This is a genomic window from Psychrobacillus sp. Z3-81, from assembly GCF_056620325.1.
The window spans coordinates 267,455-292,243 of record NZ_JBWQPU010000004.1; the positions used below are offsets into that span (position 1 = coordinate 267,455).

The window sequence follows — 24,789 nt, forward strand, 5'->3', positions numbered from 1 at the left end:
TTAGCACACATGAAAAATAAGTGTCAACACTTTTTAGAATTTTTAAAACCTTAAATTTTTTCTGCGAAACGTTTCTGGAAACAGCAGAGTTAATAACGTATAGCATTGACGCATTAAATAATAAATTCCTTTTATCCTTCATAATGCTACAAAAAGGAAAATTTTTTACCGTAGCTTTCCACTTGTCCTAAAAATGAGTACCTAATACATCCTCGAAGAATGATTTGTATTTTTTATTTAGATAATTTATTATTAAAAACAGAAACTATTTTTTAGAAAACAGGAGGTGTACACTTTGTTCTACCCCTCATTTGGGTTAGGGACAAAGTAATTAGTTGGACATAGCCATACGGTTGACAGCTTTTGCTGTCTTAATCGCACTCACTGCATTTTTCGTTGCAAGTGAGTTCGCAATAGTGAAAGTAAGGACTACAAGAATAGATCAGCTTGTAGCGGAAGGTAACAGGAGAGCAATAACTGCCAAAAGAGTTGTTTCTAACTTAGATGAGTACCTGTCAGCCTGCCAGTTAGGTATTACTATAACTGCTTTAGGATTAGGGTGGTTAGGAGAGCCTACTGTAGAAGCAATACTACATCCAGCATTCGAATATTTTGAGCTTCCTGAAACTGTAGCTTCATTCCTATCCTTTATTATTGCGTTCTCCATTGTAACGTATATCCATGTAGTAGTTGGAGAATTAACCCCTAAAACATTTGCTATACAACGATCTGAACAAATTACTTTGGCTGTTGCCAAGCCTCTAGTCATCTTTGATAAGATAATGTATCCAGTGATCCATGGAATGAATGGATCTGCAAGGTTCTTAGCTACCAAAGTGTTTGGATTAGAAGCTGTTTCAGAATCCGATGTAGCCCATTCAGAGGAAGAATTACGAATGATTCTTTCCGATAGTTTAAAAGGTGGAGAAATCAATCAAGCAGAGTACAAGTATGTGAATAAAATTTTCGAATTTGATGATAGGATAGCCAAAGAAATAATGGTCCCAAGAACTGAAATTACTTCTATTGATAAGGACTTAACACTTAGTGAAGTTTTTGAAGTAGTAGGCGTAGAGCAATACACAAGGTACCCTGTAACTGATGGAGACAAGGATCATATTATCGGTCTTGTTAATATGAAGAACTTACTTACAGCCTTCATTAGAGACCCTGCAAATGCATCTACTCCCGTCAGTGACTACATGCAACCAATCATTCGAGTAATTGAAAACATGCCGATTGCTGATTTATTACTTAAAATCCAACGTGAACGTATTCATATGGCCATTTTGATGGACGAATACGGCGGTACATCTGGATTAGTCACAATTGAAGATATTATCGAAGAAATTGTTGGTGATATCCGAGATGAATTTGATACAGATGAACTGCCTGAGGTTCAAAAAATAGAAGAAAACCATTATATCATTGATGCGAAGATGCTAATTGAAAATGTTAACGATTTACTTGGCATCCACATCGACGAAGAGGATATCGATACCATCGGCGGATGGTTTATGACAAGAAGCTTTGATGTAGTAAACGGTGAAAAGCTAGAAGAGCAAGGATATGAATTTGTTGTCAAAGAGATCGATGGCCATCATATTCAATACCTAGAAATCACCAAGATTCCTACCGTTGAGGAAGAAGAAACGGACCAAATAGAAGAATAGCACATTTTTCTGCCCCATAAATGTTAGGGTTACCTAATATTTATGGGGTTTTTGTATATTTCCTATGATAAACTGACCCTATACCATATTATGTATTGTGTGGTAATGGTTTTCTATATTAGAGGAGAGATTAGCAATGCTGAAAGTTAGACCTTTAGAGGAAAGAGACTATGAATTGATTACGGAGGCTGAAAGGGTAATAGAAAAAAATTATAGGTTTGAGCGCCATCATATTGGAGCAGCAGTTAGGACGACATCTGGCCAAATTTTTTCAGCAGTTCATGTGGAAGCAAATGTAGGAAGAATCACTGTTTGTGGAGAAGCAATGGCGATTGGCAAGTCAATTTCTGAAGGGGAACATGAATTTGAAACTATCGTAGCAGTTGCACACCCTCATCCACATGAGAATATCGATAAATGCTGGGTGGTTGCTCCTTGTGGCATGTGTCGGGAGTTAATTAGCGATTATGGTGCAGAAACACAGGTCATCATACCGTATCAGGGTGAATTAGTGAAGTGTAATATTCTAGAGCTATTACCTGAAAAGTATACGAGTGATTTAGAATAAAAACCAAAAGAATGTGGGACAAAACAAGTGAAAAGTACTCATGATTATTCATAATCATAAGTGCTTTGGTTCTCCGCTGTCTCGGACGCTTTCCGCTAGCAACAGGATGTAGATCAGGAAAATTTGTTACACCATGTGACCTTCTCCGTGTTCCCTACTTTTAAAAAGCCAGCTCCCATCGCTAACGCACGTGGCCGGCTTACCTTACCCCCTGCTCCAAACCAGTAGTGTTCCCTACTAAAAATAATGTTTTTAGTAGGGAACAGTTTTGTCACAGCTTCTTTTGCTTTTCCCGTCTATTCAATCTACATTACAGTCCACTAGGCTCTGTTAAGCCATGCTTTACTGCATATAATGCCGCTTGGGTGCGATCTTGTACCTCTAGCTTAGTAAAGATATTCGATATATGGGTCTTAACCGTTTTTTCTGTTACAAATAAAGAAGAAGCAATCTCCTTATTGCTTTTTCCCTTCGTCAATTCTGAAAGGACATCTTGTTCCCTTGGAGTCAAAGGAGATTTATCATGTGGAAGCATTTCACCCGGACCCAGCTCTATTTGTGTAGTTGCTTCTGGATGTAATGTATTTTCTCCCCGCATTAGCTTACGGATAGCTTCCGCTAGTTCATCAGGCTCGATATCCTTCAGCTGATAGCCTGCTGCTCCTGCCTTTAAAGCAGGAATAACATGATCCCTATCTGAAAAGCTGGTAAGCATAAGTATATGAATTCCTGGATACTTGCTTTTAATTTTCTTGGTCGCTTGAATACCATCCATCTCCGGCATGATTAAATCCATTAAAATAACATCCGGCTTCAGCTTTTCTGTCATGTCGATGGCTTCTTTTCCATTAACTGCTTCTCCTACGATATCCATATCCTTTTGTGTCTTTAGAAAAAACATTAACCCACGTCTTACTACATGATGATCATCTACTATCAGAATACGAATCATTTATATGCCTCCCTAATAAGGTAAACGTACCAGTATTTCTGTTCCTTTATTATCACCTGTCACCCAATCTACCGTTCCACCGACTGCAGTACCCCTGTCTCTCATGCTCTGTAGACCAATGGAGGGTAGAATTTCCACGTCATGAAAATGAAAGCCGCAGCCTTCATCTTTTATTACGAGTAGTACATCCGTAGAGGTGACAGTTAAATACACCTTCGCTTCTAGGACACCTGCATGCTTACGAATATTATTTAAGGCCTCCTGTGCAATCCGGAAAATTGTTTCCTCAATACTAGCTGGAAGATTGATAACCCCTTTCACCTGTATGTGAAGCTTTAAGCCTAACATCTCTCCATAGCCCTTCAAGCCTTCGATAATCCCAGACTCCAAGCCTCTAGGACGTAGCTGCCAAATGAGCGCTCGCATCTCCGTTAAAGCCTCTTGTGTTAAGTGCTGGATTTCTTGAAAGGTTTCTTTCACTTCTTGTTTCTCAGTCATTTCCACTCCGCCCCTAGCAGTAAGGGTTACAGAGAATAAAAGCTGATTGACCGAATCATGCAAGTCTTTTGCAAGCCTATTTCTTTCTTGCACTAATAGGACCTGCTGCTCTCGTTTGGTTAAATAAATTCTCTTAATGGCAGACCCAATTTGAAAGGCAACCGATTCTAAAAGTGCCAGCTCTCCTTCTGAAAAACGAGTTGTGTTCGGGGTAGCAACATTCAAAAGTCCAAAACGCTCCTGTCCTGACTGTAAAGGCACGGTCGCATGATGGGTAATGCCCTCCTTATGAGAGGCGTTCATTTTTCTAGCACCTTCAATCCGCTGACATTCTATAATATTGGAGGCTTTGTTCAACTCTCCATTTTGGAAGCGAGATACGCACCAGCAGCCACCCTTTTGTAAATGCCTGCAATCATTCTCTGCTAAAGCCTTAGGTAGACTTTCATGGGCAATTAAGTGCTGCTTTCCTTTTTCATCAATAAAAAAAATCCAGCCTGTCTCAAAAATAGTACCTTCTAATAATTTTCGAAGAGCCCCTTGAAGCATCTGCTCCATTTCCGTCTCTTCATTTAAAAACTCGGCTATCTCTTTTAATAGTTTTATATTTGAAATCTCATTTGATTGCATATAGGTTCCTCCAGCTACTTTCCATATCCTTATTTTAGCATGTCTGAGATAGCAGAAATACTACAAGCGAGTCATACTTTTGGCTGATTCTGATGAGGGGGGGTGATGTACGAGAGGAACGCGTGGCTGTATAAGAGTAAACGGACAAAGGCCATGCTACCATTCTAAGCGAGAGTAAATCTTGGCTAACCGAGAATAAATTACCGCCGAACGAGAGTAACCCTTCTGAATGAGAGTAAACTTCCGCTAAGCGAGAGTATATCTTGTCCGAACGAGAGTAACCATCACCTGACTGAGAATAAATTGTTGCTATCCGAGAGTAAAGCCCAACAGGTCAAGGCGGACAAAGGCCATGCCCTTCTACCATTCCAACCGAGAGTAAATCTTGGCCAACCGAGAATAAATTGCCGCCGAACGAGAGTAAACCTTCTGAATGAGAGTAAACTGTGGCTATCCGAGAGTAAATCATCCCCGGGTGAGAGTAACCATCACCTGACTGAGAATAAATTACTAACAAACGAGAGTAATGGCTCGCTATCCCTATTGACCTGCTACCCGCTAGTCACGGCTGGCCAATCCCCGTCTATCCAAGTGCACCCATATAATGAATAAGCCAGACCTTTCATCCTCACATAAAAAAAGATCAAGAAGAATTGCTCCTTCTTGATCCACGAACCAATAGCTATGCAAGGTATTTATCCATTTTTATACTAAAATCACTTTTTAGGGCCTCTAGCTTAGCAATGCTTTCTTCTTCAGACTGTCCGATGACAGCGAAATAATACTTAATCTTTGGCTCCGTGCCGCTTGGTCTTACACAAACCCATGAGCCATCTGCCAAGAAATATTTGATTACGTTGGATTTAGGCAAGAAGATTTCCTCTGGGTCTCTTCCATCTACAAATGTTCTGGTAGAAGTCAAGTAATCCTCTTGGGATAATACGTTGATTCCTGCAATTTCTGTTAGAGGCTCCACTCGAATTTGTCCGAGCAGGTACTGGATAGCCTTTGCACCTGCAACTCCCTTTTTCGTAACAGAAACAAGGTCTTCTAGATAGTAGCCATGTCTTTCATAGAGACCTTGCAGCACGTCTACCAAGGATAGACCTTGTTTTTTATAGTAGGCAGCCGCCTCTACAAGAGCCAGCACGCTTTGTACAGCATCCTTATCTCTTGCGAAGTCCTTTATCAGATAGCCGTAGCTTTCTTCATATCCAAATAGAAATGCAAACTCCTTTGTTGCTTCATATTGGTTGATTTTTTCTCCAATAAATTTGAAGCCTGTAAGCACATCCTCTGTACTTGCCCCATGATACTCTGCAATTACGCGGCCTAAATCAGAGGTAACAATCGTTTTAAATACTCGTCCATTTGCAGGCATTGCACCTTTTTCTTTCAAATTCGTCAAGAGATACTCTATTAAAATAGCACCGGTTTGATTGCCAGTCAGTAGACGATAGTCATCCTGTGTACGTATAGCTGCACCCACACGGTCCCCGTCTGGATCGACGGCTATCAATAAGTCTGCTTCATGCTGCTCGCCATATTTGATGGCATATTCAAAGGCACTTTTTTCTTCCGGATTTGGCGAAACAACTGTTGGGAACTCTCCATCCGGTTCCATCTGCTCTTCCACAAAATGAATATGCTTGTACCCCGTGTCTTTTAATAAGCGTTTTACAGATGAACCGGAAGCACCGTGTAATGGAGTAAAGACTACCACTAAATTAAATGAGTTTCCTATGCCCTCATTTGCCTGTACCGTTTTCAATGCTTCTTGGTAAGCATGGTCCATCTCTTCCCCAAGGTATTCCATTAGACCGTCATTACTTATTTCATTGACAAGCGAAATAGGGTCTCCCACTTTGTTTACATAGCGGATCACCATATCTGCATCCTCTAAATTCAACTGTGCTCCATCACTGCCATATACCTTAAATCCATTATATTCTGGAGGATTGTGGCTTGCGGTTATAACAATTCCCATGAAAGCCTGTAGATAGCGAACAGAGAAGGATAGCTGAGGAGTTGTCCTAGGCTCCTGGTAAAGATAAGCCTTCACTCCGTTCGCTGCCAATGTTTCTGCAGCCTCTCTCGCAAACTCGGGAGAAAATCTTCTGCTATCATAGGCAATCACAACTCCCTGTTCCATTGCTCTTTTTCCTTGCTCATGTATGTAATTGGCTAGACCCTGGGATGCCTTACGAATCGTATAAGTGTTTATACGATTCGTTCCAGCACCAATTTCCCCCCTCATGCCTCCAGTCCCAAATTCTAAGTCACGGTAGAAGGCATCCTCCATTCTTGCCTCGTCGTTCGCAAGTAGCGCTAAATCCTTCTTCCATACTGGCTCTAAATGCTGCGCGCTATCCCATTCTTCAAATAATTGCTTATATCCCATACACCAATTCCCCATTTACTCTTTTTTATAATCGATACTATAGATATCATGACGGCGATCTTTTAGCTGCTTCACCGTACCGTCTTGTCTTTGTCGTCTAAGTATCTCCAGGTCCACATCTCCAATTAAAACCATTTCGACATTTGGCTCTGTTTCTCCTACTATCCCGTCTCGTGCAAATTCAAAGTCAGATGGAGCAAAAATAGCTGACTGTGCATATTGAATATCCATATTTTCCGTTTGTGGAAGATTTCCAATTGTCCCGGATATTACTGTATATATTTGATTTTCTACCGCTCTTGCCTGGGCACAATATCTTACACGTAAGTAGCTTTGTCGGTCCTCTGTACAGAAAGGAGAAAAGATAATATTGGCTCCCTTGTCTGTAGCAATTCGAGCAAGCTCCGGAAATTCCATGTCGTAGCAAATCTGTATTGCTACTTTTCCGCAATCTGTATCGAATACATTCACTGTATCACCAGCGCTGATTCCCCACCATCTTCGCTCATTTGGAGTAATATGAATTTTATATTGTTTATCTATTTTACCATCTCTATGGAAAAGATAGGCAATATTATAAATTTCCTCGTTTTCCTCCTTCACAAAATGAGAACCAGCTACAATATTAATATTATAGCGAACTGCCAAATCCGAAAATAACTCCATGTATTGCGGAGTAAACTCTGTCAGTCTGCGAACTGCCTGACTTGGTGAAGGTTCATCGAGGAAAGACATCAGCTGGGTTGTGAAGATTTCCGGAAAAACCACAAAGTCAGATTGCGCATCCGAAGCCACATCCACGAAATATTCCACTTGGTTTGCAAACTCATCAAAGGAATTAATTTTTCTCATCATATACTGCACCGCACAAATACGGACCGGATAGCTAGTTTTAAAATGACGCTTAGATAATGGAATATAATCAATGTTATTCCATTCCATCAATGTCGCATATTTAGCAGAAGCCACGTCATCTGGTAAGTAATTAGGATTTATACGCATTAATGTAAATCCGTTCATTAGCTGAAACGTAAGTACTGGATCATAGATTTTATGTCGTGAAACTGCTGTTACGTAATCTCTTGGCGACATCTCATTCGCATATTTATGATAATTAGGAATACGACCTCCAATAATAATCGATTTTAAATTAAATTGCCTTGCTATATCCTTACGTCCCTCATAAAGTCGCTGACCAACCTTCATTCTTCTGAATTCTGGGTGTACCATTACTTCAATGCCATATAAGTTATAGCCATCAGGATTATGATTTGTTATGTAACCTGAGTCGGTAACATCCGACCAGGAATGTCGATCATCGTATTCATCGAAATTAATTATCAAACTGGAACAGGATCCAATTATTTTTCCATCCAGTTCAGCAACTAGCTGTCCTTCCGGGAAAATAGACAGATGACTCTGTAGATGCTCTACCTTCCAAGGCTCCATCCCAGGAAAGCACAAACGAGAAATCTCCAGAATATGTTCAATATCTTCATGCTTCATTTGTCTAATGACCATACTTTTTTCAAACTTAGATAAATCAAACTCTTTTGACATGAGAACTCTCCTCTGTTGTTAAGTTATAATTATTTATTATATCTTTCTATTCCCTCAGTTAAAACAATTTACACGTTGTTTGATAAGCCTTATACTTTGAAAGAGATAAGTTATAGAAAAGGGGCTACTTATGACAAAAAAAATAGAGAATATGCTATTGTTCATGTGGTCTGTTTCACTTACCGCCACTTTAGGTTCCTTGTATTTTTCCGAAATTCGCCAGTACGAGCCCTGTGAGCTATGCTGGTATCAACGAATTTTGATGTATCCGATTGTTCTTATTCTTACTGTCGCATATATTCAAAAAAATGCTAGAATAGCAGTCACCACTCTTACCTTCTCGGTTATCGGACTATGTATTTCGCTTTACCACTATAGTCTGCAGAAGCTAGACTTTTTGGCAGATAATGCTCCCGCTTGTGGAAGGGTTGCGTGTACAGGAGAATATATTAATTATTTCGGCTTTGTTACCATTCCCTTTCTAGCACTAGTAGCATTTATACTAATTGCGATTACAAGTATCTTGGTTTTAAAGAGTATCAAGGAGGACAAATAAAATGAAAAAACTAGCCATATTTGGTGGGGTTATTATCGCAGTATTTGCATTGCTTCTCGTATTAAACAATATGAAAAATGACGATGCACTAAAGGACAATCCCTACGATAAAGATAACTTACAACAATCGACGATTGACTTACTCGACGACCCAAATTATCAAAACATCGTTTTACCTGATGAACTGGACAAAAAGATTAAAAGTGGGGAACCAGTTACCGCATACTTTTTTAGTCCAGAATGTGTGCACTGTAAAGAATTCACACCACGCCTAACACCTTTGGCAGAAGAAAATGAAATTGATATTGTGCAATACAATGTTTTAGAATATGAGCAAGGCTGGGATGACTATTCTCTAAGATCAACTCCAACTCTTGTCTATTATGAAGACGGAAAAGAAGTAAACCGAATCGAAGGTGCAGTTCCAGGTGCTACTGTTCAAGCATTCTTTGACCAAGTTGTATTAAAATAAGTAAAGATGGTCATGTCTAATGGGGACATGACCTTTTTTAAAGGAGAAATATCATGATTCATAAACTAACCTACCAAGTACAAGAAGATGGACTAACGATTGACACACTTTTACAAGAAAAATGGAATCTTGGAAAGAAGCTTATCCATGAGCTGCGTATGCAAAAGGCGGTTTCCAATGAAAAAGGAGAGCTGCTTCAGTGGAAGCTTCCAAATAAGCAAGGCGACAAATTAGTTTTCACTTGGGAGGGAGACCAGTCTCACTATATTCCTTCTGACCACCTTCCACTTTACGTCGCTTACGAGGACGAGTACTTACTAGTAGTATCCAAGCCACGCAATATAGCGACTCATCCAAACGAAGCGAGACAAACGAATACACTGATGAATATAGTCATGAATTATTTATCCGCAAAAGGACACCACTATGCTGAGCATATTCACAGAATAGATGAAGGAACAAAAGGACTTATCGTGATTGCTAAAAATCCAATCGTAAAAGGCCAGCTTGACCGCATGATTGAAAAGAAACAAATTATCCGCACCTATGAAGCGATTGTGGAAGGAAAATTAAAAAATAATCATGGAACCATCCGTGCTTCCATCGGAAATGATCGTCATCATCCAACTCGCAAAATTGTGTCTCCATCCGGGCAAATGGCTATTACTCATTATGAGGTAGTTGGAAGACATGACCTATTTACAAAGGTACACGCTATTTTGGAAACAGGAAGAACTCACCAAATACGTGTTCACTTTGCACATCTTGGTCATCCAATTGTAGGGGATACCTTATATGGAGCTAAAAAAACACCTACTCACACGTATGAGCTACACGCCTTTAAAGTTCAATTCAATCACCCAATCACGGGAGAAATGATTACAGTGGAGGATAAAAGATAAAGTGAAACTTTAATTGGTGGGGGTTTTCTTTCATCCCCACCAATCATTAGTTGAACCAATCGGGCTTTTAGGGACAGTTGATCTCCCACTTAGCTGTCTCATTTCTTTTGCCATCTTGAGTGGGAGTCTTACTGTCCCTTAATGCGGGATAAAAAAGAATGGTTGGGTCCAAACCTATTCCTTCCTTAAAGAATTTTTTTCGGTTTGAATTTTAATGATCAAAATTAATTTTAAGTAAGAAACTTGAGACAGCACAGCACACGCAACCGTGTGGGTGCTGTCTTGTTTTAGGAAGGAGAAACTAAGAACGTCACATCGTGTGACAACGTTTTCCTGACCAACATCCTGTTGGCCTCCGGAAAGCGTCCGACGCAGCGGAGAACCTAAGGTTCAAAAATTAACATAAGTGCTTCCCAATCGATTTGTCCCAACCTCTTTCATTAAAAAAACATATAAAAGCCTATTAAGATAATCGCAAGGTCCGCACTAGCATGAACGACCCAAGAACCTGTGAAAGAGGATACTCGCTGACAAAGATAGTTAAAGATGAAACCAACTAGGAACAGTGCAACAAGTATTAATAGCATGATTGGCAAGCTGAACCACGATTGAAAAATAGCTATATGATATAAGGCAAACAAGCCCGACGAAAATATGTAAGCTGTCTTCTTATAATGAGCACGATAAAGATTTAAGAAAATAAACCCTCTGAAAAAGAATTCCTCTAGAAACGCATTCCCAACTATAATATATATTCCTCTTAACAAAAGCTCCTGCTTGCTGAGCTGCAGCTGATTGTTAATTTCCTGAAAGTCCACCAAGTCCTTTAATAAGAAAAAAGCACCCCATATTACACCAAACGTAGCAATCGACAACACCACACTTAGCGAAAGGTTGCCCAGCCTTTTTTCTTTATTTCGCACTGATGCAAAGAACTTCCAATAGATAAATGGCAGCAAGGTAAACAAAAGAATTTTAGCTATTGTTTTTCCTTCATAGCTTACTAGCAATACTCTTTCTAAAAAATACAACACAAAACAAGCTATGATAGATGTCGAGACAATAAAAAGCACATGCTTATTCATGCTATATCAGCTCCCTTCTATAAGAAAAGGCTGACAATATATCTGCCAGCCTCTCTTATTAAAAGTTAAAATTATCAGGATCCGCTCCTGTTCTTGCGTTCATATTAAGTTCATCAATATTATTCATATCCTCAAAGGATAGCTCAAAGTCATAAATATTAATATTCTCCGCTATTCTAGATGGAGTTACTGACTTTGGTATCACGATCAAATCATGCTGTAGATGCCATCTGATGATTACTTGTGCAGGAGTTTTTCCATATTTCGAGCTAATTCTAGCTAAAGATGGTTCGTCTAATAAGCCACCTCTAGCAAGTGGTGACCATGATGTCACAGCGATATTATGCTCTGCACAGTACTCTCGTAAATCTAATTGCGTTAACCGTGGATGACATTCCACTTGGTTTACCATTGGTTGAATGTTTGCCTTTGCAGCAATTGCCTCTAAATGATGGATATTATGATTGGACACGCCAGTGGCTCTGATTAATTTTTCTTCATACAATCTTTCAATTGCTCTATATGTATCTATGAATTTCTCTTTTACTGGCCAATGTGTTAAATATAAATCCAAGTAGTCCATTCCAAGTAAATCAAGTGATTTTTCAAATGCCTTTAACGTTTCATCATAGCCTTGATCCGTATTCCACACCTTGGTGGTAATAAAAATATCTTCTCTTTTAAGCCCAGAAGCTCTAACTGCTTCCCCAACCTGTTTTTCATTACCATATAAAGAAGCTGTATCGATGTGGCGATAGCCTGCATCTAAGGCACTAACCATTGCCTGAAAAGCTTCCTCTGGCTCTGTCATTTTATAAACACCTAGCCCAATACGAGGCATTTCCACACCATTTGCTAATCGCTTGGTTGAATTCATATGTAACTCCATTTGTGTCATCCTTTCTTGATAAGTAGAGGAACAACTGAAAAAATCAGTTGTCCTCTCTCTTTTTTAAAGGGGTAGCATCATCTGTTTGTGCAGGATCTGCTACTCGGTTGTTCTCTTCTAGCCCTTTGTTGTCGCGCATTCTTTCCATTTGCTTGCCTAAAGTCTTCACTTCATCCATATTATTTGCCATTGAACCGTTTTCTGGACCGTTTCTTAAATCAGCCATGGAAAAGATCACTCCTTTTATTATATCCTAGTAGAATTGCAAGACAGTTGCAACTTTGAGTCTTATCTGAAGCATTCTCCAAATTTACTCCTTCTAACCAACTTCGACTTCATAAATATAAGGTGTATAAATTATTTTCCCTCTATGACTGCCAACTTTGAATAGAGCGAAAACTGACACATTTAAAATGTCCATTTTATTTCATTTTTTCAGAAAGTAAGTTATACTAAAATTTAGAACATATTAAGGAGGCACTCACATGAAATTAGTACTTATTCTCGGTGTTTGTGTTGCGTTCCTAACTGCTATCTTTACTGCAGGTTATGACGACAAACCAGGTGCATCTGAAAAATAATACCAAAAACGGACGAGTCAGATGACTTCGTCCGTTTTTTTGATTTTCGTATATTCATAAGGATTATATAAGAGATAGTATCTAATTAATTAGATACTACTTCCTGGCTTTTTCTAATCTAAATTCGGATAATTTTGCTGTCTCAATGCCTCATAAATAAGAATAGCGGCAGTGTTGGATAGGTTTAGAGAGCGAATATTATCATTCATAGGGATACGAAGTGCTCGGTCAGGATGAGCCTCTATGAATTCCTTTGGAAGTCCCTTTGTTTCTCTCCCAAATATGAAGAAATGATCCTTCTCCGCATCACTGAAATCGAAAGTAGAATGAGTCTTTGCTCCAAACTTCGTAATTAGGTAATACTCAGCATTTGGATGCTTTTCAAAAAAATCATCTAGTGAATCATAATAAGTGATGTCCACATGCTCCCAATAGTCAAGACCTGCTCTTTTTAACATTTTATCATCGGTAGAAAAGCCTAATGGTCTAATTAAGTGTAACTTGGTTCCCGTCCCTGCACAGGTTCTTGCAATATTACCTGTATTTGCAGGAATCTCCGGCTGATATAATACTACATTGATACTCACGATTATCCACTTCCTAGATTTATTTTATGGCTGAATAGAATTCCAGCCCTTTCTTAATTTCCACTAAAACAAGTTCCTCTTGTTCCGTCTCTTCTGCCTGCTGTAATGCAAGCAATCCTTCAGGGGTATTAATCTTCCCGATTGCCCATGCTGCTGTTCCTCGAATAACTGGTCTCGGGTCTTCCTTCATCAGTTTAATAAGCAGCGGAACCGCAGCTTCCTCTTTAAAATGTGCTAATGCAATAATAGCATTCCTTTGAATTGGATTTTTCCCTCTCCAAGCGCCTGACATATGACCGAATCGTTCCTTGAAGGTACGGTTATTCATTTCGAGTATTGGCAGCAGTAAAGGCTTGACTAGCTCGGGATCAGGTTTAAATGCCTCCTGGTGCATATTCGCTTTTCCTTTATTTTTTGGGCAAACGGTTTGGCAAGTATCACAGCCATAGATTCGATTGCCTATCTTTGCTCGAAACTCGTCAGGAACAATCGTTTTCGTTTGTGTAATAAAGGCTATACAGCGCTGGGCATTTAACTGCCCACCTTCTACTAAAGCACCGGTTGGACAAACATCAAGACAAAGACGACAATCTCCGCATTGGTCTTCCATCTGCTCGCTTGGCGCGAAAGGAATGGAGGTAATCATCTCTCCTAAATACACGTAAGAACCAAATTCAGGAGTAATAATAGAGCAATTTTTTGCACTCCAACCTATCCCTGCACGCTCTGCAACAGCACGATCGACCAGTTCTCCGGTATCCACCATAGAGCGGATCCTTGCATCTGGTATGTGAGTCAATATATATAATTCTAGAAGCGCTAGCTTTTCTCTTAGGACGGTATGGTAATCCATTCCCCAAGAAGCACGTGCAAAAATGCCTCTTCGTGCACCTTTTTTACTTTGTGGAGCGTCCTTCATTTTAGAGGGGTACGCAACAGCAATAGAGATGATACTTTGTGCTTCCTCTAATAGAAGTGTTGGTGTTGTTCTCTTATCAACATCCGGCTCTTCAAATCCTGATGCATATCCAAGCTCTTGCTGACGGATTAATCTATTTTTTAACTCTGCGAACGGAGAAACAGTCGTAAAACCAATTTTATCAATTCCAATGGACGTGGCGTATTCAATAAGATTCTGTTGAAACTGATTGATATTCACAGTGGTTCTCCCTTCTTTATGGTACACTAATATAAATTCCAACTTGAGGTGATTCTCATGATTGTAAAGCTAGATGAAGCTATCCTTCAAAAGGAGTCCAATTTTCAAATCGGCCTTCTTTATTATAACAAAATAGCGGTTTCCTCTTCCCCTCAAATGCTTAAAGGTCGCCTCCAATTATTTCAAGAACAGCTTTTCTTTGAACTAGAGGACAAGCCTGTAAACTCCTTTGAAGGAATTCAGGAATGGAGAGCTCTTTGGAAAAAGCTCGGAGCAGATCCAAACAGATACAGACCTTCTATGGAAGCAATGTACCGTAGGATTGCAAAACAAAATTATATCACACCTCTGCATTCCGCAGTAGATTTAAATAATTTTTTCTCCCTGCGCTATGAAATCCCATTAGGTATCTATGATCTCGAGCAAATAAAAGGAAATATTATCATCACCCTCGGCAATGCAGAAACAGCTTATCTTGGATTGAACGGTAGAGAAAATAATCTAAACGGGATTGTGACATTACAAGATGAAGAAGGTCCATTCGGCAGTCCATTTGTCGATTCTAAGCGGACTGTAGTCACGGAAGATACAACGTCTGCTCTCCAAGTGGTTTTTCTTAGACCTTCTATGCAAAAGGAAGCAGCTACTAAACTAGTAGAATCCATGGGTCAAATGTTTACCCAAGTTCATGGCGGAGAGGCCGAAAGTATTCTTTTAGATCATAATCAAATAGAATGGAGGATATAAATTTATGGCACCTATACTTCTTGCAGAGGCTGTGAAGCTAAAGAGTATTTTATTGAAGAGAGTACAAGAACTAGAAATAGAAATTATGCGAGTAGGCTTCACTGTTATTGAAAAAGGGACTACACCTGCTCCCCAAATAAGATCGGTAGAAGCAATAGACGTAGAAATGAATGATATTCGCTATGATATTAGAAAGCTTGATAGACTTATATATGAGGCCAACTTGCAAAACACTATTACATATAAAAAAGAGACCCTTACGATAGTGGAGGCCATTGAACTAGCCACTCAACTACGTGCTCAGGCTAGAGTGTATAAACAGCTGGGAAGCCACGACAAGGAAAAAATTCAATTCGGCTATGGAGATGGGGCTACTTATGTAGAGGTTGCTCTCTTTGAACCGGAGGAATATCGAAAAAAGGCTCTGGAGTTTGAAAAAGATGCGAATAAATTATCCGGACTGATTAACGCTAAAAACTATTCCATTACCATCGCTTTTGATGAAGAAAAATATGCTTAAACCTTGGTAAGGTGAGACTCCTTGCCAAGGCATAGTAGGAGGTCATTACAATTTAAATGATGGCAAACCAATGACCATTCACCATTTACTTTGTGACTAATAACTAATGACTGACCATTGCGATGGCAATTGACAAAACCTTAGTGATTACTGAACCTTCTGCTATGAAAAACGCTCCTTTCCTTTATTGGAGGGAGCGTTTTTATATGGTTAATTCTCAAATACCTGTGTTTCTTCCCCATTAATCATAAGTTTCCAAGCACCTTTTTTAGGGAATGTTATTTGCCCATCATAATGAAATAATCTTTGACCATTCTTAGCATTAATTAAAGGGTATCCATCATATTGAAAGCTGCTCTTCTGCAAAATTTCCTCTTCATCTGAGCTTACTAAGAGCACCTCGATATCATTCTTCTCCCGTATAGTGCTTTCTATCACTATATCTACAGATTCACCAATCGGAATTTCTTTTGGTGCATCCAACATTGTATAATGTTCTGTCTTTGGGAAAGGGGGAAGGACTTCTATTCGAAACTGTTCGAACAAATTATCCTCTACATAAAAGGAAAGCTGCCAGAACCCTTCTCTCGTAAAAGCAGGAAAGCTTGTCACAACATGCGCATCCTCACTATATAAAGCAGCAGCTAATACTCCCTTCGATAATTGAAGGGTTTCCCCATCCCCATGGACAGCCTCTACCCTGTATTCCTTCCCTACTAGTGAATCAGATTCTCCCCAATAGTTGAGCATGAGCTTTGCTCCTCGCCGCTGGTCCTCTGCCACAAAATGCTCTGGGCCTAGTATTCCTATTTTCCCCTCTATCCCTATTACATGTTGATTTCCGTCAGATAAAGGAAAAGTAGTGGCTAATGGAGCATCCAATGTGACAGCTTCTTGGGAGCGGTTTTCCAAAGTAAACAGAGTACCATTGTATTCCACCGTGAATCGAATATTTTCTATCTCATCAAATAAATTCTCCAATTCCTTCTGCGAATAATTTGCATACATACTTTCAAAGGCTATTGTATAATTATATCCCGCCTCATTAGCTGTTGTATTATAGCTTACTTTTTTTCCTTTACCATAGCTGTCCTTCGAGAAAAGATATGGGTTATCAGCTCGAAACTCTATGTTATTCCACACTTCCATTGGTACAAGCTCTTTAGAGGCTAATGATACCTCTATTCTTATTCCACGTAACTTTTCTCCTGACGTATCCATGCTTTTTTCAGAAGCTGTAACGTTAGTAATCTCCATGCTTTTTAGATTATCCTGTTCCGTTACTGAGCTTAGCCCTAATTCTGTCTCTTTCTTTAATATAGAACTGTACATAGGACTTGCTAAATAAGCAATCATTAATAGACAAGCAGCTATAACACCTATAGACAGAGGCTTTAAGAAGCTTAAACGTGTTGGCTTTGGCGCACTGCGAATACTTTGAATAACTTTTCTTTTGTCCTTCTGATTAAGAGAATGCTTTGGAAGATCTCGAAGCTGCTCCTCTAAATCATCGTGTTCTCGTTTCATATCCAAACCCCTCCGTATCCAAAATACTTCTTAGTTTTTTGAGCGAGCGATGGTACAGAACATTTACATGGTTTTCATTCGAATCTACTATTTCAGCTACTTGTTTTGAGGGTAATTCAAGGATTGCTTTTAATATAATTACCTCTTTATTTTTAGCTGGTAATCTATTAATTGCTACATATAATTCTTTATTCGACTCTACCATTAAAATTGTTTGGTCAAGACCTTCCGTATATGTTTCTTCTAACAAAGAATATTTTATTCTGCTCCAAATATTTTTCTTTCTAGACCGATCAATGACGATATTTTTAGCAATGGTTATCAACCAGGTTTTCGGATGGGCACCTTGTTTAAAGTAAGAAATCTTTTTTAGTGCACGGAGAAAAGTTTCCTGCACAAGGTCCTGAACATCCATTTTTCCCGTATAGTATACGAGGAAGCTCGTTACATCTCGCTCATATAGCTCAAACCATTCCTCTATTATCTGCCTTTCCAAGTGACCCCTCCTATCTACCTACTACTTCATTAGACGTTTTACTTCCCTTAATCTTACAAGAATTGAAGAAATAAAAAAATCAGCCATTGGATAACCAATGACTGATTAAATCTTATAATTAGTATGCTCTTCCAAACCAAACTGTGTGCTTCGATTCTTTTCCACAGTTGATGCATGTTTCTTTATGAGCAGGTGGATTGAAAGGAATGTTACGTGTTGTAAACTTCGTTTCTTCCTTCACATGCTCCTCACAAGCATCATCTCCACACCAGCCAGCTAAAATCCATCCTGGGATTTCCCCTTTTTCAGTAGAGCCTTCAATATGAGCCTTTAACTCATCTAAAGAATTTACATGTGTATGAGAATTTTCATCACGGAATGCGCGAGCTCTGTCAAGTAGACGAGTTTGCATAACAGTTAGTTCTTCTTCAATTCTACTCACAACATTTGCAATCTCTACTGATTCTTTTTCAGATAAATCGCGAGCTTTTAAAAGAACTTGATTGTTTTCTAAATCACGTGGTCCAAGTTCAATACGAACAGGTACGCCTTTTAGCTCCCACTCATTAAATTTATAGCCTGGTGATTGATCAGAGTCATCTAGCTTCACTCGAATGCCCTTTGCTTTTAGCTCTGCATAGATTTCATCTAATTTTTCAACGATTGCCGGGTTTTTCTTCCATGGACCAACTGGTACCAAGACTACTTGAGTTGGAGCAACACGTGGTGGCAGCACTAGGCCTTGCTCATCACCGTGGACCATAATTACCGACCCGATTAAGCGTGTAGAAGTTCCCCATGAGGTTGTATGCACATACTCATGCTTGTTTTCTTTATTTAAGTATTTAATATCAAATGCCTCAGCAAACTTTGTTCCAAGGTAATGAGACGTACCAGCTTGAACTGCTTTTCCATCTCTCATCATCGCCTCAATAGAATACGTATCTACCGCTCCTGCAAAGCGCTCAGAAGGTGTTTTTTGCCCATCATAGACTGGGATAGCTAAAAGACCCTCTACTACTTCTTTATAGATGTTTAGCATTTGCATCGTTTCTTTGCGAGCATCCTCTTCGTCTACGTGAGCAGTATGTCCTTCCTGCCATAGGAATTCTGATGTACGAATAAAAGGAAGTGTCTTCTTCTCCCAACGGAAAACGTTTGCCCATTGGTTGATTAATACTGGAAGATCACGATAGCTTTTAATCCAGTCAGAATATAAATGCCCGATCATCGTTTCAGAGGTTGGACGTAGTGCTAGCCTTTCTTCTAATTGCTCCCCTGCAGCCTCTGTCACCCATGGAAGCTCTGGAGAGAATCCTTCAATATGGTCCTTTTCCTTTTGAAAGAATGACTCTGGAATAAGCATTGGGAAATAGGCATTGCGGTGTCCAGTTTCTTTAAAGCGCTTGTTCATTTCCTCTTGGATATGCTCCCAGATTTCATATCCGTCTGGTTTGAAGGCAATACATCCACGTACTGGCGTATAATCCATCAAGTCTGCTTTTTGAATCGTGTCGATATACCATTTGGTAAAATCGTTCTGCTGTTGATTTGTCATATAAATACCCTCCTAAAAATATAAAAAGCGTAAAGCTGTCCTTATGAAAAGGACGTCTTTACGCTGAATAGACGTGGTACCACCTTAGTTTAGCTTAACATGTTAAGCCCTCTAATCGTTTGGTAACGAAAACGAATCGGTTATGTTTGCATAACATCTCCGTGATAGGTTTCAACAAGAAGCGGTGATATAGCTCTCAGCAAATGCTATATTTTCTGTTTCACAATTCTTATCTACTTGGTCACATCAAAGACTTTTATATTATTTATAATATACCAAAACAGTTTCATTAATACAATGGGAGAGTTATTTTGAGAAAATGCTGATAATCCTACTCTCTTTCCCTTATACTTGAGAAATAATAAAGGGAGGGTTACATATGAGTAGTTCAGAATTATTAAGAAATTCTTTTTATACACCTACCTATACGTTTGCAGGTAATGGTTCACGCAATGTAGATGTATTAAAAAAAGCATTGGAACAAATAGATGGCAACCAAGTGAGTGATATTTACGGTTCTGGGGAAATTATTGAACAATTTCAGGATAAGATGGCAAAGCTTCTAGGTAAAGAGGCAGCTGTCTTCTTTCCAAGCGGTACAATGGCTCAACAAATTGCTTTACGTGTCTGGTGTGACGACAAAGGCATTAAAAAAGTAGCTTACCACCCTCTAAGCCATTTAGAGCTTCACGAACAGAATGGTTTAAAAGAGCTACATCATATTGAAACGGTGTTGTTAGCAGAGAAAAACAGCGTCATTGAGCTTGCCGATATTGAAGCCCTTACAGATGAAGTCTCCTGTATCCTGCTAGAGCTTCCGCAGAGAGAAATTGGTGGCCAGCTCCCTAGCCTGCAAACCCTACAAGATATCTCAGCTTATTGTATGCAAAAAGGAATCAAGCTTCACTTAGATGGAGCTAGATTATTGGAAACGCTGCCTTACTATCAAAAGACTGCTAAGGAGATTTGCGACCTATTTGATAGCGTGTATGTTTCTTTCTATAAGGGTATCGGTGGAATTGCTGGTGCTATTCTAGCTGGTGATAAGGAATTCTTGGAGAAAACAAAAGTATGGAAACAGAGATACGGCGGCAACCTAATCAGCCTTTATCCTTATATTATCGCTGCCGACTATTATTTTAATAAGCGTGCCCATAAAATGGACCAATACTACGAACATGCCAAAGAGCTTGCTGCCTATTTTAATGCTTGTCCAGATATAAAGACGTTACCAGAGATTCCTGTTTCTAATATGTTTCATGTACATATTAATCGATCAAAGGAGGAGGCAGAACAACTGCTTGCTGCTTATCAGGAAACCTCTTCCATTGCAATTACTCCTTATGTAAATGAGGTAGATGACACTACATGTTACTTTGAGCTAAGTATCGGAGATGTTTATGAGGCTCTTCCTAAGGAGGAAATTAAAAAAGCTTTTGAATTACTGAGTGAGCAAATGAAAAAAGTAGAAAGTCAAATGTTCAGGTAGATCCTATTGATTCTTGAATTTGGCGTTCTCTTTTTGTCCGCGGAGGCCAACAGGATGTTGGTCAGGAAAACGTTGTCACACGATGTGACGAACTTAGTTTTCCTTCCTTAAATCCCTTTTTCCGCACGAGGTGATCCTATTCAATAATGAAAGGGTGTCCCGTAAGTAGAATACTTATGGAACACCCCTCCAATTAAAAACAACAGCTTACTGCTGCTGTGGCTGTAGTTGCTCTTCTTTAATTTCGTTGTAGATGCCTTTAGCCATTTCCTCGGCCTCTACCTTTGATTTTGCTTTCACTTCAATAATTTTTCCGTCAAAAATAAAATTATAAACCTTAACCATTGTTATTCTCCTCTCTCTAATTTGCAATAAGTATATCCTATGTTTGATTTACTTTTTTAATTCCCTTATACAGCAAAAATCAAACATGCTTTCTAAAAAATAATGATAAAGAAACGTTTATTTTTAGGAGGCACTAAGCATTTGTATAATCCATTCCTTAATGTCGACAAGCCTGTTAGTTGGTGGATTCACAGTTTCTCCTACCACGATTAAAGGGACAACTGAATCTAATTTATGCAGAGATCCATGAGCTCCTCCACCAGCATGATCGTGACTATGTTTTTCTATAAACTCATACCCAGGCTTTGCATCTACAATAATAAACTTACCGTCCTGCGAATGGAGAGCACCATGCAGCCTAGCAAGCGCATCCGGATATGCTGAATAATGTAAAGAACCTTCCTGATCCAATTTAATATCTAGGATAGATAAATCTCCATCCATCTTCCAAGTTTGCTTATATTCATCTATATATGGCCCCTCAGGTGAAAATGTGAAGACATCCTCCCCTTTTGAACGTTGAACATAATTTGTCACTTCATCTTTCCAGGAAATAAAACCTATTCGCTCATCCTCTTGAAGAATTTCTACAACATCATCGATGTGTATGCTTTTATCTTTTAAATAAATGTAAGCCATTCTTTCATTTATCGCGATAGCCAGCTGTCCATCCTTATTATCTTTTTCCCAGAAGGTATAGTCCTTCAATAAGGCATTTAAATCAATTAGGGCTGTTTCCTTTTCTTCCTTCACAGCAGATTGACCGCTATCTCCCAGTATGATCAACGTCACTTCTTCCACCGCTTTTTCCCATGAGTCAAAACTGTTTAGGATTTCTTGTAAAGCTCGATCAGTCTTAACTAATCCAGATGTATCATTAGGTCCATTCTTGTGTATAGGGGCATCTGCGTCGGGGAGATAAGCAAGGGTAAAAGCAGGAAGCTTATTACGTTCAATTAAATAAGTGAGTTCCTTTACTGTAAAATCATTATTAACCCCCATACGCTTCCAGCTAACCTTATTCCAATCATTTTGCGGGTTATATTGGGATAATGCCCCTAGTGACAAAACCTTTGGACCACGAACATTTAGTTCTTTTGGTAATAGGCCAACAAGAGATAAAAGCTTAGGTACATATAGTTCCTGTGGAATTGTTCCCCTGTATAAGAGTCCATTAATAGAGCCTGAAGAAATTCGAATGTTAGCCAGCTCTTCATGTATCGTTTGTACATCCTTGCTAAGGTGCGATTCATTCAAATGAATTACACTATCAGACGCTACTTTTTTTATTCCATTATCCCACATTTCCCTTATTCCACTTCCATAGCTGACTATACGTTCCTCATCCTCTTTAAACCAAATCAAACCTGGAACCTTATGTTCATTTGCATAAGTTCCCGTCAACAGAGTACTATCAATAGTGACAGACATAGTAGGATAAGAACTAATGAACTCTGGATAGAATTGACCAGCATCCATCAAAAAGGAGAATGCAGGAGCCTTTTCGTCTTTTATTATCTCTTGCAGCGGCTCAGTCATTAAAGAATCAATAACAAGAAGTACAATTGGTTTTTGGGGTGGGTTAACAGAGACATCTTTTAATTTTTTCGTAGGAGACATAGAAACAGCCAGCATAAGTCCTCCACTTATTATGACGAGTACTCCCATAACCAAAAGTATTTTTCTTTTCATTTATCCACCTACCTTCTAATCGTTAAAGATAGTATGGTACTTGTAAAAGAATTCATGCCACTATGACAAGCTTCTTAATATATGATTCGAACCAGGTGGAGTGTTTTATTTGTAATGTCTGGAGAGACGTGACAGTAGAAGATGTAAAGCGAGAAGTAAGCTTTCCAAGGGAGGTATGGACTAAAATAGTAGCACTACTCGAAGTGAACAGAAAGACTAGCGCATTAGCAATTCCCAAAAATAAAAAAAGCTTATCAGCACTGTAATAACAGCATTCATAAGCTAGAAGTAAAAGATATTTCATTTAAATACCGGTGGTCGGGGTCGAACCGACACTCTCGAAAGAACGGGATTTTGAGTCCCGCGCGTCTGCCAATTCCGCCACACCGGCAAAGAGAATATTTTAAAACTGGAGGCGGCAACCGGATTTGAACCGGTGATAAGGGTGTTGCAGACCCGTGCCTTACCACTTGGCTATGCCGCCGTTATATTGGAGCGGAAGACGAGGTTCGAACTCGCGACCCCCACCTTGGCAAGGTGGTGTTCTACCACTGAACTACTTCCGCAAAACTGGGGTACCTGGATTCGAACCAGGGCATGACGGAATCAAAATCCGTTGCCTTACCGCTTGGCTATACCCCAATGGGGCGACCGATGGGAATTGAACCCACGAATGCCGGAATCACAATCCGGTGCGTTAACCACTTCGCCACGATCGCCACAAAATAAAAAAAGAGCTAACTAATAGGAATATGGGGCGACTGATGGGAATTGAACCCACGAATGCCGGAATCACAATCCGGTGCGTTAACCACTTCGCCACAATCGCCATTATTCAGAGTTAACTAGTTATTTGGCAGGGGCAGTAGGAATCGAACCCACATCAAAGGTTTTGGAGACCTCTATTCTACCGTTAAACTATGCCCCTAATTAAAAACTGGTGGAGGGGGACGGATTCGAACCGCCGAACCCTAAGGAGCGGATTTACAGTCCGCCGCGTTTAGCCACTTCGCTACCCCTCCACAAGAGATACTGGTGCCGGAAAGAGGACTTGAACCCCCAACCTACTGATTACAAGTCAGTTGCTCTACCAATTGAGCTATTCCGGCGAGATGGTGGCTCAGGACGGAATCGAACCGCCGACACAAGGATTTTCAGTCCTTTGCTCTACCGACTGAGCTACTGAGCCACATATGTATTTTATTAAGAAAATGGCGGTCCCGACCGGGATCGAACCGGCGATCTCCTGCGTGACAGGCAGGCATGTTAACCGCTACACCACGGGACCTTGGTTGCGGGGACAGGATTTGAACCTGTGACCTTCGGGTTATGAGCCCGACGAGCTACCGAACTGCTCCACCCCGCGATAATAGTAAATGTTGAAATTTAAATCAACTACGCTTGAAGAAAGTAAGACACCTGCTTCAGCTACGCCTGCATCGGTGTTAATCGTCATCTTCGTTTGACGATTTGCTCCACCCCGCGACAATAGTATACGTTTTACTTAGTATTAATATTACTCTAAATCAGAGTAATTATGGTGGAGGATGACGGGCTCGAACCGCCGACCCTCTGCTTGTAAGGCAGATGCTCTCCCAGCTGAGCTAATCCTCCGAAATGCTGGTTTAATATAGATGGTGACCCCTACGGGATTCGAACCCGTGTTACCGCCGTGAAAGGGCGGTGTCTTAACCGCTTGACCAAGGGGCCATTTAATATTGAGAAGTTATCTGGCGGAGAGCAAGGGATTTGAACCCTTGAGACAGTGTTACCCGCCTACACGATTTCCAATCGTGCTCCTTCGGCCACTCGGACAGCTCTCCATAAATGGCTCCGAAGGTAGGACTCGAACCTACGACCAACCGGTTAACAGCCGGTTGCTCTACCACTGAGCTACTTCGG

Annotated in this window: 22 protein-coding genes, 15 tRNA genes and 1 other annotated feature; of the genes, 8 read left to right on the forward strand and 29 right to left on the reverse strand. The window is 39.9% G+C overall.

Annotated features, from left to right (window positions below; all coding sequences use genetic code 11):
• The first annotated feature begins 335 nt into the window (after positions 1–335).
• Positions 336–1,673 carry a hemolysin family protein gene (locus tag AC1ECF_RS06890; RefSeq protein WP_480388666.1) on the forward strand — a complete coding sequence of 446 codons (1,338 nt, stop codon included), beginning with the start codon at positions 336–338 and terminating at the stop codon, positions 1,671–1,673.
• A 136-nt stretch (positions 1,674–1,809) separates the two neighbouring features.
• Complete coding sequence (locus AC1ECF_RS06895; protein WP_480388667.1) at positions 1,810–2,241, forward strand: cytidine deaminase; 432 nt, start codon at positions 1,810–1,812, stop codon at positions 2,239–2,241.
• A gap of 310 nt (positions 2,242–2,551) precedes the next feature.
• Here AC1ECF_RS06895 and AC1ECF_RS06900 read toward each other — a convergent pair whose 3' ends face one another.
• The 4 genes from AC1ECF_RS06900 to AC1ECF_RS06915 form a co-directional block, all read right to left on the reverse strand.
• The gene (locus tag AC1ECF_RS06900) at positions 2,552–3,193 is read right to left on the reverse strand and encodes a response regulator (protein ID WP_480388668.1); all 642 of its coding nucleotides are present in this window, start codon (positions 3,191–3,193) and stop codon (positions 2,552–2,554) included.
• Positions 3,194–3,205: 12 nt separating this feature from the next.
• Positions 3,206–4,321 carry a GAF domain-containing sensor histidine kinase gene (locus AC1ECF_RS06905; RefSeq protein ID WP_480388669.1) on the reverse strand — a complete coding sequence of 372 codons (1,116 nt, stop codon included), beginning with the start codon at positions 4,319–4,321 and terminating at the stop codon, positions 3,206–3,208.
• 682 nt (positions 4,322–5,003) lie between these two features.
• Positions 5,004–6,722 (reverse strand): phospho-sugar mutase, encoded by a 1,719-nt coding sequence (locus AC1ECF_RS06910; RefSeq protein ID WP_480388670.1) that lies wholly within the window; start codon positions 6,720–6,722, stop codon positions 5,004–5,006.
• Between the two features lie 15 nt (positions 6,723–6,737).
• Complete coding sequence (locus AC1ECF_RS06915; RefSeq protein WP_480388671.1) at positions 6,738–8,282, reverse strand: GNAT family N-acetyltransferase; 1,545 nt, start codon at positions 8,280–8,282, stop codon at positions 6,738–6,740.
• A 130-nt stretch (positions 8,283–8,412) separates the two neighbouring features.
• On the opposite strand from AC1ECF_RS06915, the gene AC1ECF_RS06920 reads away from it, so the two are divergent.
• The 3 genes from AC1ECF_RS06920 to AC1ECF_RS06930 are packed head-to-tail and all read left to right on the forward strand — an operon-like array spanning position 8,413 to position 10,212.
• Positions 8,413–8,838: a disulfide oxidoreductase gene (locus AC1ECF_RS06920; protein WP_480388672.1), complete on the forward strand. Its 426-nt coding sequence runs from the start codon at positions 8,413–8,415 to the stop codon at positions 8,836–8,838.
• Position 8,839: 1 nt separating this feature from the next.
• Positions 8,840–9,310 carry a thioredoxin family protein gene (locus tag AC1ECF_RS06925; RefSeq protein WP_480388673.1) on the forward strand — a complete coding sequence of 157 codons (471 nt, stop codon included), beginning with the start codon at positions 8,840–8,842 and terminating at the stop codon, positions 9,308–9,310.
• Between the two features lie 53 nt (positions 9,311–9,363).
• A complete protein-coding gene (locus AC1ECF_RS06930) occupies positions 9,364–10,212 on the forward strand; it encodes an RluA family pseudouridine synthase (protein WP_480388674.1) in 849 nt (282 codons plus the stop codon).
• A gap of 440 nt (positions 10,213–10,652) precedes the next feature.
• Here the strand turns inward: AC1ECF_RS06930 and AC1ECF_RS06935 are convergent, their stop codons facing one another.
• The 5 genes from AC1ECF_RS06935 to queG all read right to left on the reverse strand — a co-directional run bounded on the left by AC1ECF_RS06935 (position 10,653) and on the right by queG (position 14,513).
• Positions 10,653–11,297: a CPBP family intramembrane glutamic endopeptidase gene (locus AC1ECF_RS06935; protein ID WP_480388675.1), complete on the reverse strand. Its 645-nt coding sequence runs from the start codon at positions 11,295–11,297 to the stop codon at positions 10,653–10,655.
• A 58-nt stretch (positions 11,298–11,355) separates the two neighbouring features.
• Positions 11,356–12,186 (reverse strand): aldo/keto reductase, encoded by an 831-nt coding sequence (locus tag AC1ECF_RS06940; protein ID WP_480388676.1) that lies wholly within the window; start codon positions 12,184–12,186, stop codon positions 11,356–11,358.
• 43 nt (positions 12,187–12,229) lie between these two features.
• Complete coding sequence (locus tag AC1ECF_RS06945; RefSeq protein WP_480388677.1) at positions 12,230–12,412, reverse strand: multidrug ABC transporter ATPase; 183 nt, start codon at positions 12,410–12,412, stop codon at positions 12,230–12,232.
• A 468-nt stretch (positions 12,413–12,880) separates the two neighbouring features.
• Complete coding sequence (gene trmL, locus AC1ECF_RS06950) at positions 12,881–13,354, reverse strand: tRNA (uridine(34)/cytosine(34)/5-carboxymethylaminomethyluridine(34)-2'-O)-methyltransferase TrmL (RefSeq protein ID WP_480388678.1); 474 nt, start codon at positions 13,352–13,354, stop codon at positions 12,881–12,883.
• 19 nt (positions 13,355–13,373) lie between these two features.
• Positions 13,374–14,513, reverse strand: a complete 1,140-nt coding sequence (queG, locus tag AC1ECF_RS06955; RefSeq protein WP_480388679.1) for a tRNA epoxyqueuosine(34) reductase QueG — start codon at positions 14,511–14,513, stop codon at positions 13,374–13,376.
• Positions 14,514–14,570: 57 nt separating this feature from the next.
• Here queG and AC1ECF_RS06960 point away from each other — a divergent pair, with 57 nt between their 5' ends.
• Complete coding sequence (locus tag AC1ECF_RS06960) at positions 14,571–15,260, forward strand: B3/B4 domain-containing protein (protein ID WP_480388680.1); 690 nt, start codon at positions 14,571–14,573, stop codon at positions 15,258–15,260.
• 4 nt (positions 15,261–15,264) lie between these two features.
• Positions 15,265–15,780 carry a hypothetical protein gene (locus AC1ECF_RS06965; RefSeq protein WP_480388681.1) on the forward strand — a complete coding sequence of 172 codons (516 nt, stop codon included), beginning with the start codon at positions 15,265–15,267 and terminating at the stop codon, positions 15,778–15,780.
• Between the two features lie 210 nt (positions 15,781–15,990).
• Here the strand turns inward: AC1ECF_RS06965 and AC1ECF_RS06970 are convergent, their stop codons facing one another.
• From AC1ECF_RS06970 to proS, 3 genes are all read right to left on the reverse strand, one after another.
• The gene (locus AC1ECF_RS06970) at positions 15,991–17,307 is read right to left on the reverse strand and encodes a hypothetical protein (RefSeq protein WP_480388682.1); all 1,317 of its coding nucleotides are present in this window, start codon (positions 17,305–17,307) and stop codon (positions 15,991–15,993) included.
• Positions 17,288–17,803, reverse strand: a complete 516-nt coding sequence (locus AC1ECF_RS06975) for an RNA polymerase sigma factor (RefSeq protein ID WP_480388683.1) — start codon at positions 17,801–17,803, stop codon at positions 17,288–17,290. The genes AC1ECF_RS06970 and AC1ECF_RS06975 overlap by 20 nt, the downstream gene beginning before the upstream one ends.
• A gap of 118 nt (positions 17,804–17,921) precedes the next feature.
• The gene (gene proS / locus AC1ECF_RS06980; RefSeq protein ID WP_480388684.1) at positions 17,922–19,361 is read right to left on the reverse strand and encodes a proline--tRNA ligase; all 1,440 of its coding nucleotides are present in this window, start codon (positions 19,359–19,361) and stop codon (positions 17,922–17,924) included.
• Between the two features lie 45 nt (positions 19,362–19,406).
• Positions 19,407–19,620: a binding site (T-box leader), on the reverse strand.
• Between the two features lie 120 nt (positions 19,621–19,740).
• Between proS and AC1ECF_RS06985 the strand changes: the two genes are divergently transcribed.
• Positions 19,741–20,850: a threonine aldolase family protein gene (locus AC1ECF_RS06985; protein WP_480388685.1), complete on the forward strand. Its 1,110-nt coding sequence runs from the start codon at positions 19,741–19,743 to the stop codon at positions 20,848–20,850.
• A gap of 207 nt (positions 20,851–21,057) precedes the next feature.
• Here the strand turns inward: AC1ECF_RS06985 and AC1ECF_RS06990 are convergent, their stop codons facing one another.
• The 17 genes from AC1ECF_RS06990 to AC1ECF_RS07070 all read right to left on the reverse strand — a co-directional run bounded on the left by AC1ECF_RS06990 (position 21,058) and on the right by AC1ECF_RS07070 (position 24,710).
• Positions 21,058–21,195, reverse strand: coding sequence for a hypothetical protein (locus tag AC1ECF_RS06990; RefSeq protein WP_480388686.1), 138 nt, complete (start codon positions 21,193–21,195; stop codon positions 21,058–21,060).
• Positions 21,196–21,318: 123 nt separating this feature from the next.
• Complete coding sequence (locus AC1ECF_RS06995) at positions 21,319–22,887, reverse strand: alkaline phosphatase family protein (RefSeq protein ID WP_480388687.1); 1,569 nt, start codon at positions 22,885–22,887, stop codon at positions 21,319–21,321.
• Between the two features lie 309 nt (positions 22,888–23,196).
• Positions 23,197–23,278: transfer RNA gene (locus tag AC1ECF_RS07000), tRNA-Leu, on the reverse strand.
• Between the two features lie 19 nt (positions 23,279–23,297).
• Positions 23,298–23,371 (reverse strand) — tRNA-Cys (locus AC1ECF_RS07005).
• A 7-nt stretch (positions 23,372–23,378) separates the two neighbouring features.
• Positions 23,379–23,453, reverse strand: a tRNA-Gly gene (locus AC1ECF_RS07010).
• A gap of 4 nt (positions 23,454–23,457) precedes the next feature.
• Positions 23,458–23,529 (reverse strand) — tRNA-Gln (locus AC1ECF_RS07015).
• A gap of 1 nt (position 23,530) precedes the next feature.
• Positions 23,531–23,606 (reverse strand) — tRNA-His (locus AC1ECF_RS07020).
• Positions 23,607–23,640: 34 nt separating this feature from the next.
• A tRNA-His gene (locus AC1ECF_RS07025) sits at positions 23,641–23,716 on the reverse strand.
• A 25-nt stretch (positions 23,717–23,741) separates the two neighbouring features.
• Positions 23,742–23,815 (reverse strand) — tRNA-Trp (locus AC1ECF_RS07030).
• Positions 23,816–23,825: 10 nt separating this feature from the next.
• Positions 23,826–23,909 (reverse strand) — tRNA-Tyr (locus AC1ECF_RS07035).
• A gap of 11 nt (positions 23,910–23,920) precedes the next feature.
• Positions 23,921–23,996: transfer RNA gene (locus AC1ECF_RS07040), tRNA-Thr, on the reverse strand.
• A gap of 4 nt (positions 23,997–24,000) precedes the next feature.
• Positions 24,001–24,076, reverse strand: a tRNA-Phe gene (locus AC1ECF_RS07045).
• Positions 24,077–24,099: 23 nt separating this feature from the next.
• Positions 24,100–24,175 (reverse strand) — tRNA-Asp (locus AC1ECF_RS07050).
• A 1-nt stretch (position 24,176) separates the two neighbouring features.
• Positions 24,177–24,253, reverse strand: a tRNA-Met gene (locus tag AC1ECF_RS07055).
• Positions 24,254–24,425: 172 nt separating this feature from the next.
• A tRNA-Val gene (locus AC1ECF_RS07060) sits at positions 24,426–24,501 on the reverse strand.
• A gap of 21 nt (positions 24,502–24,522) precedes the next feature.
• Positions 24,523–24,597 (reverse strand) — tRNA-Glu (locus AC1ECF_RS07065).
• A gap of 21 nt (positions 24,598–24,618) precedes the next feature.
• Positions 24,619–24,710, reverse strand: a tRNA-Ser gene (locus tag AC1ECF_RS07070).
• Positions 24,711–24,789 lie beyond the last annotated feature (79 nt).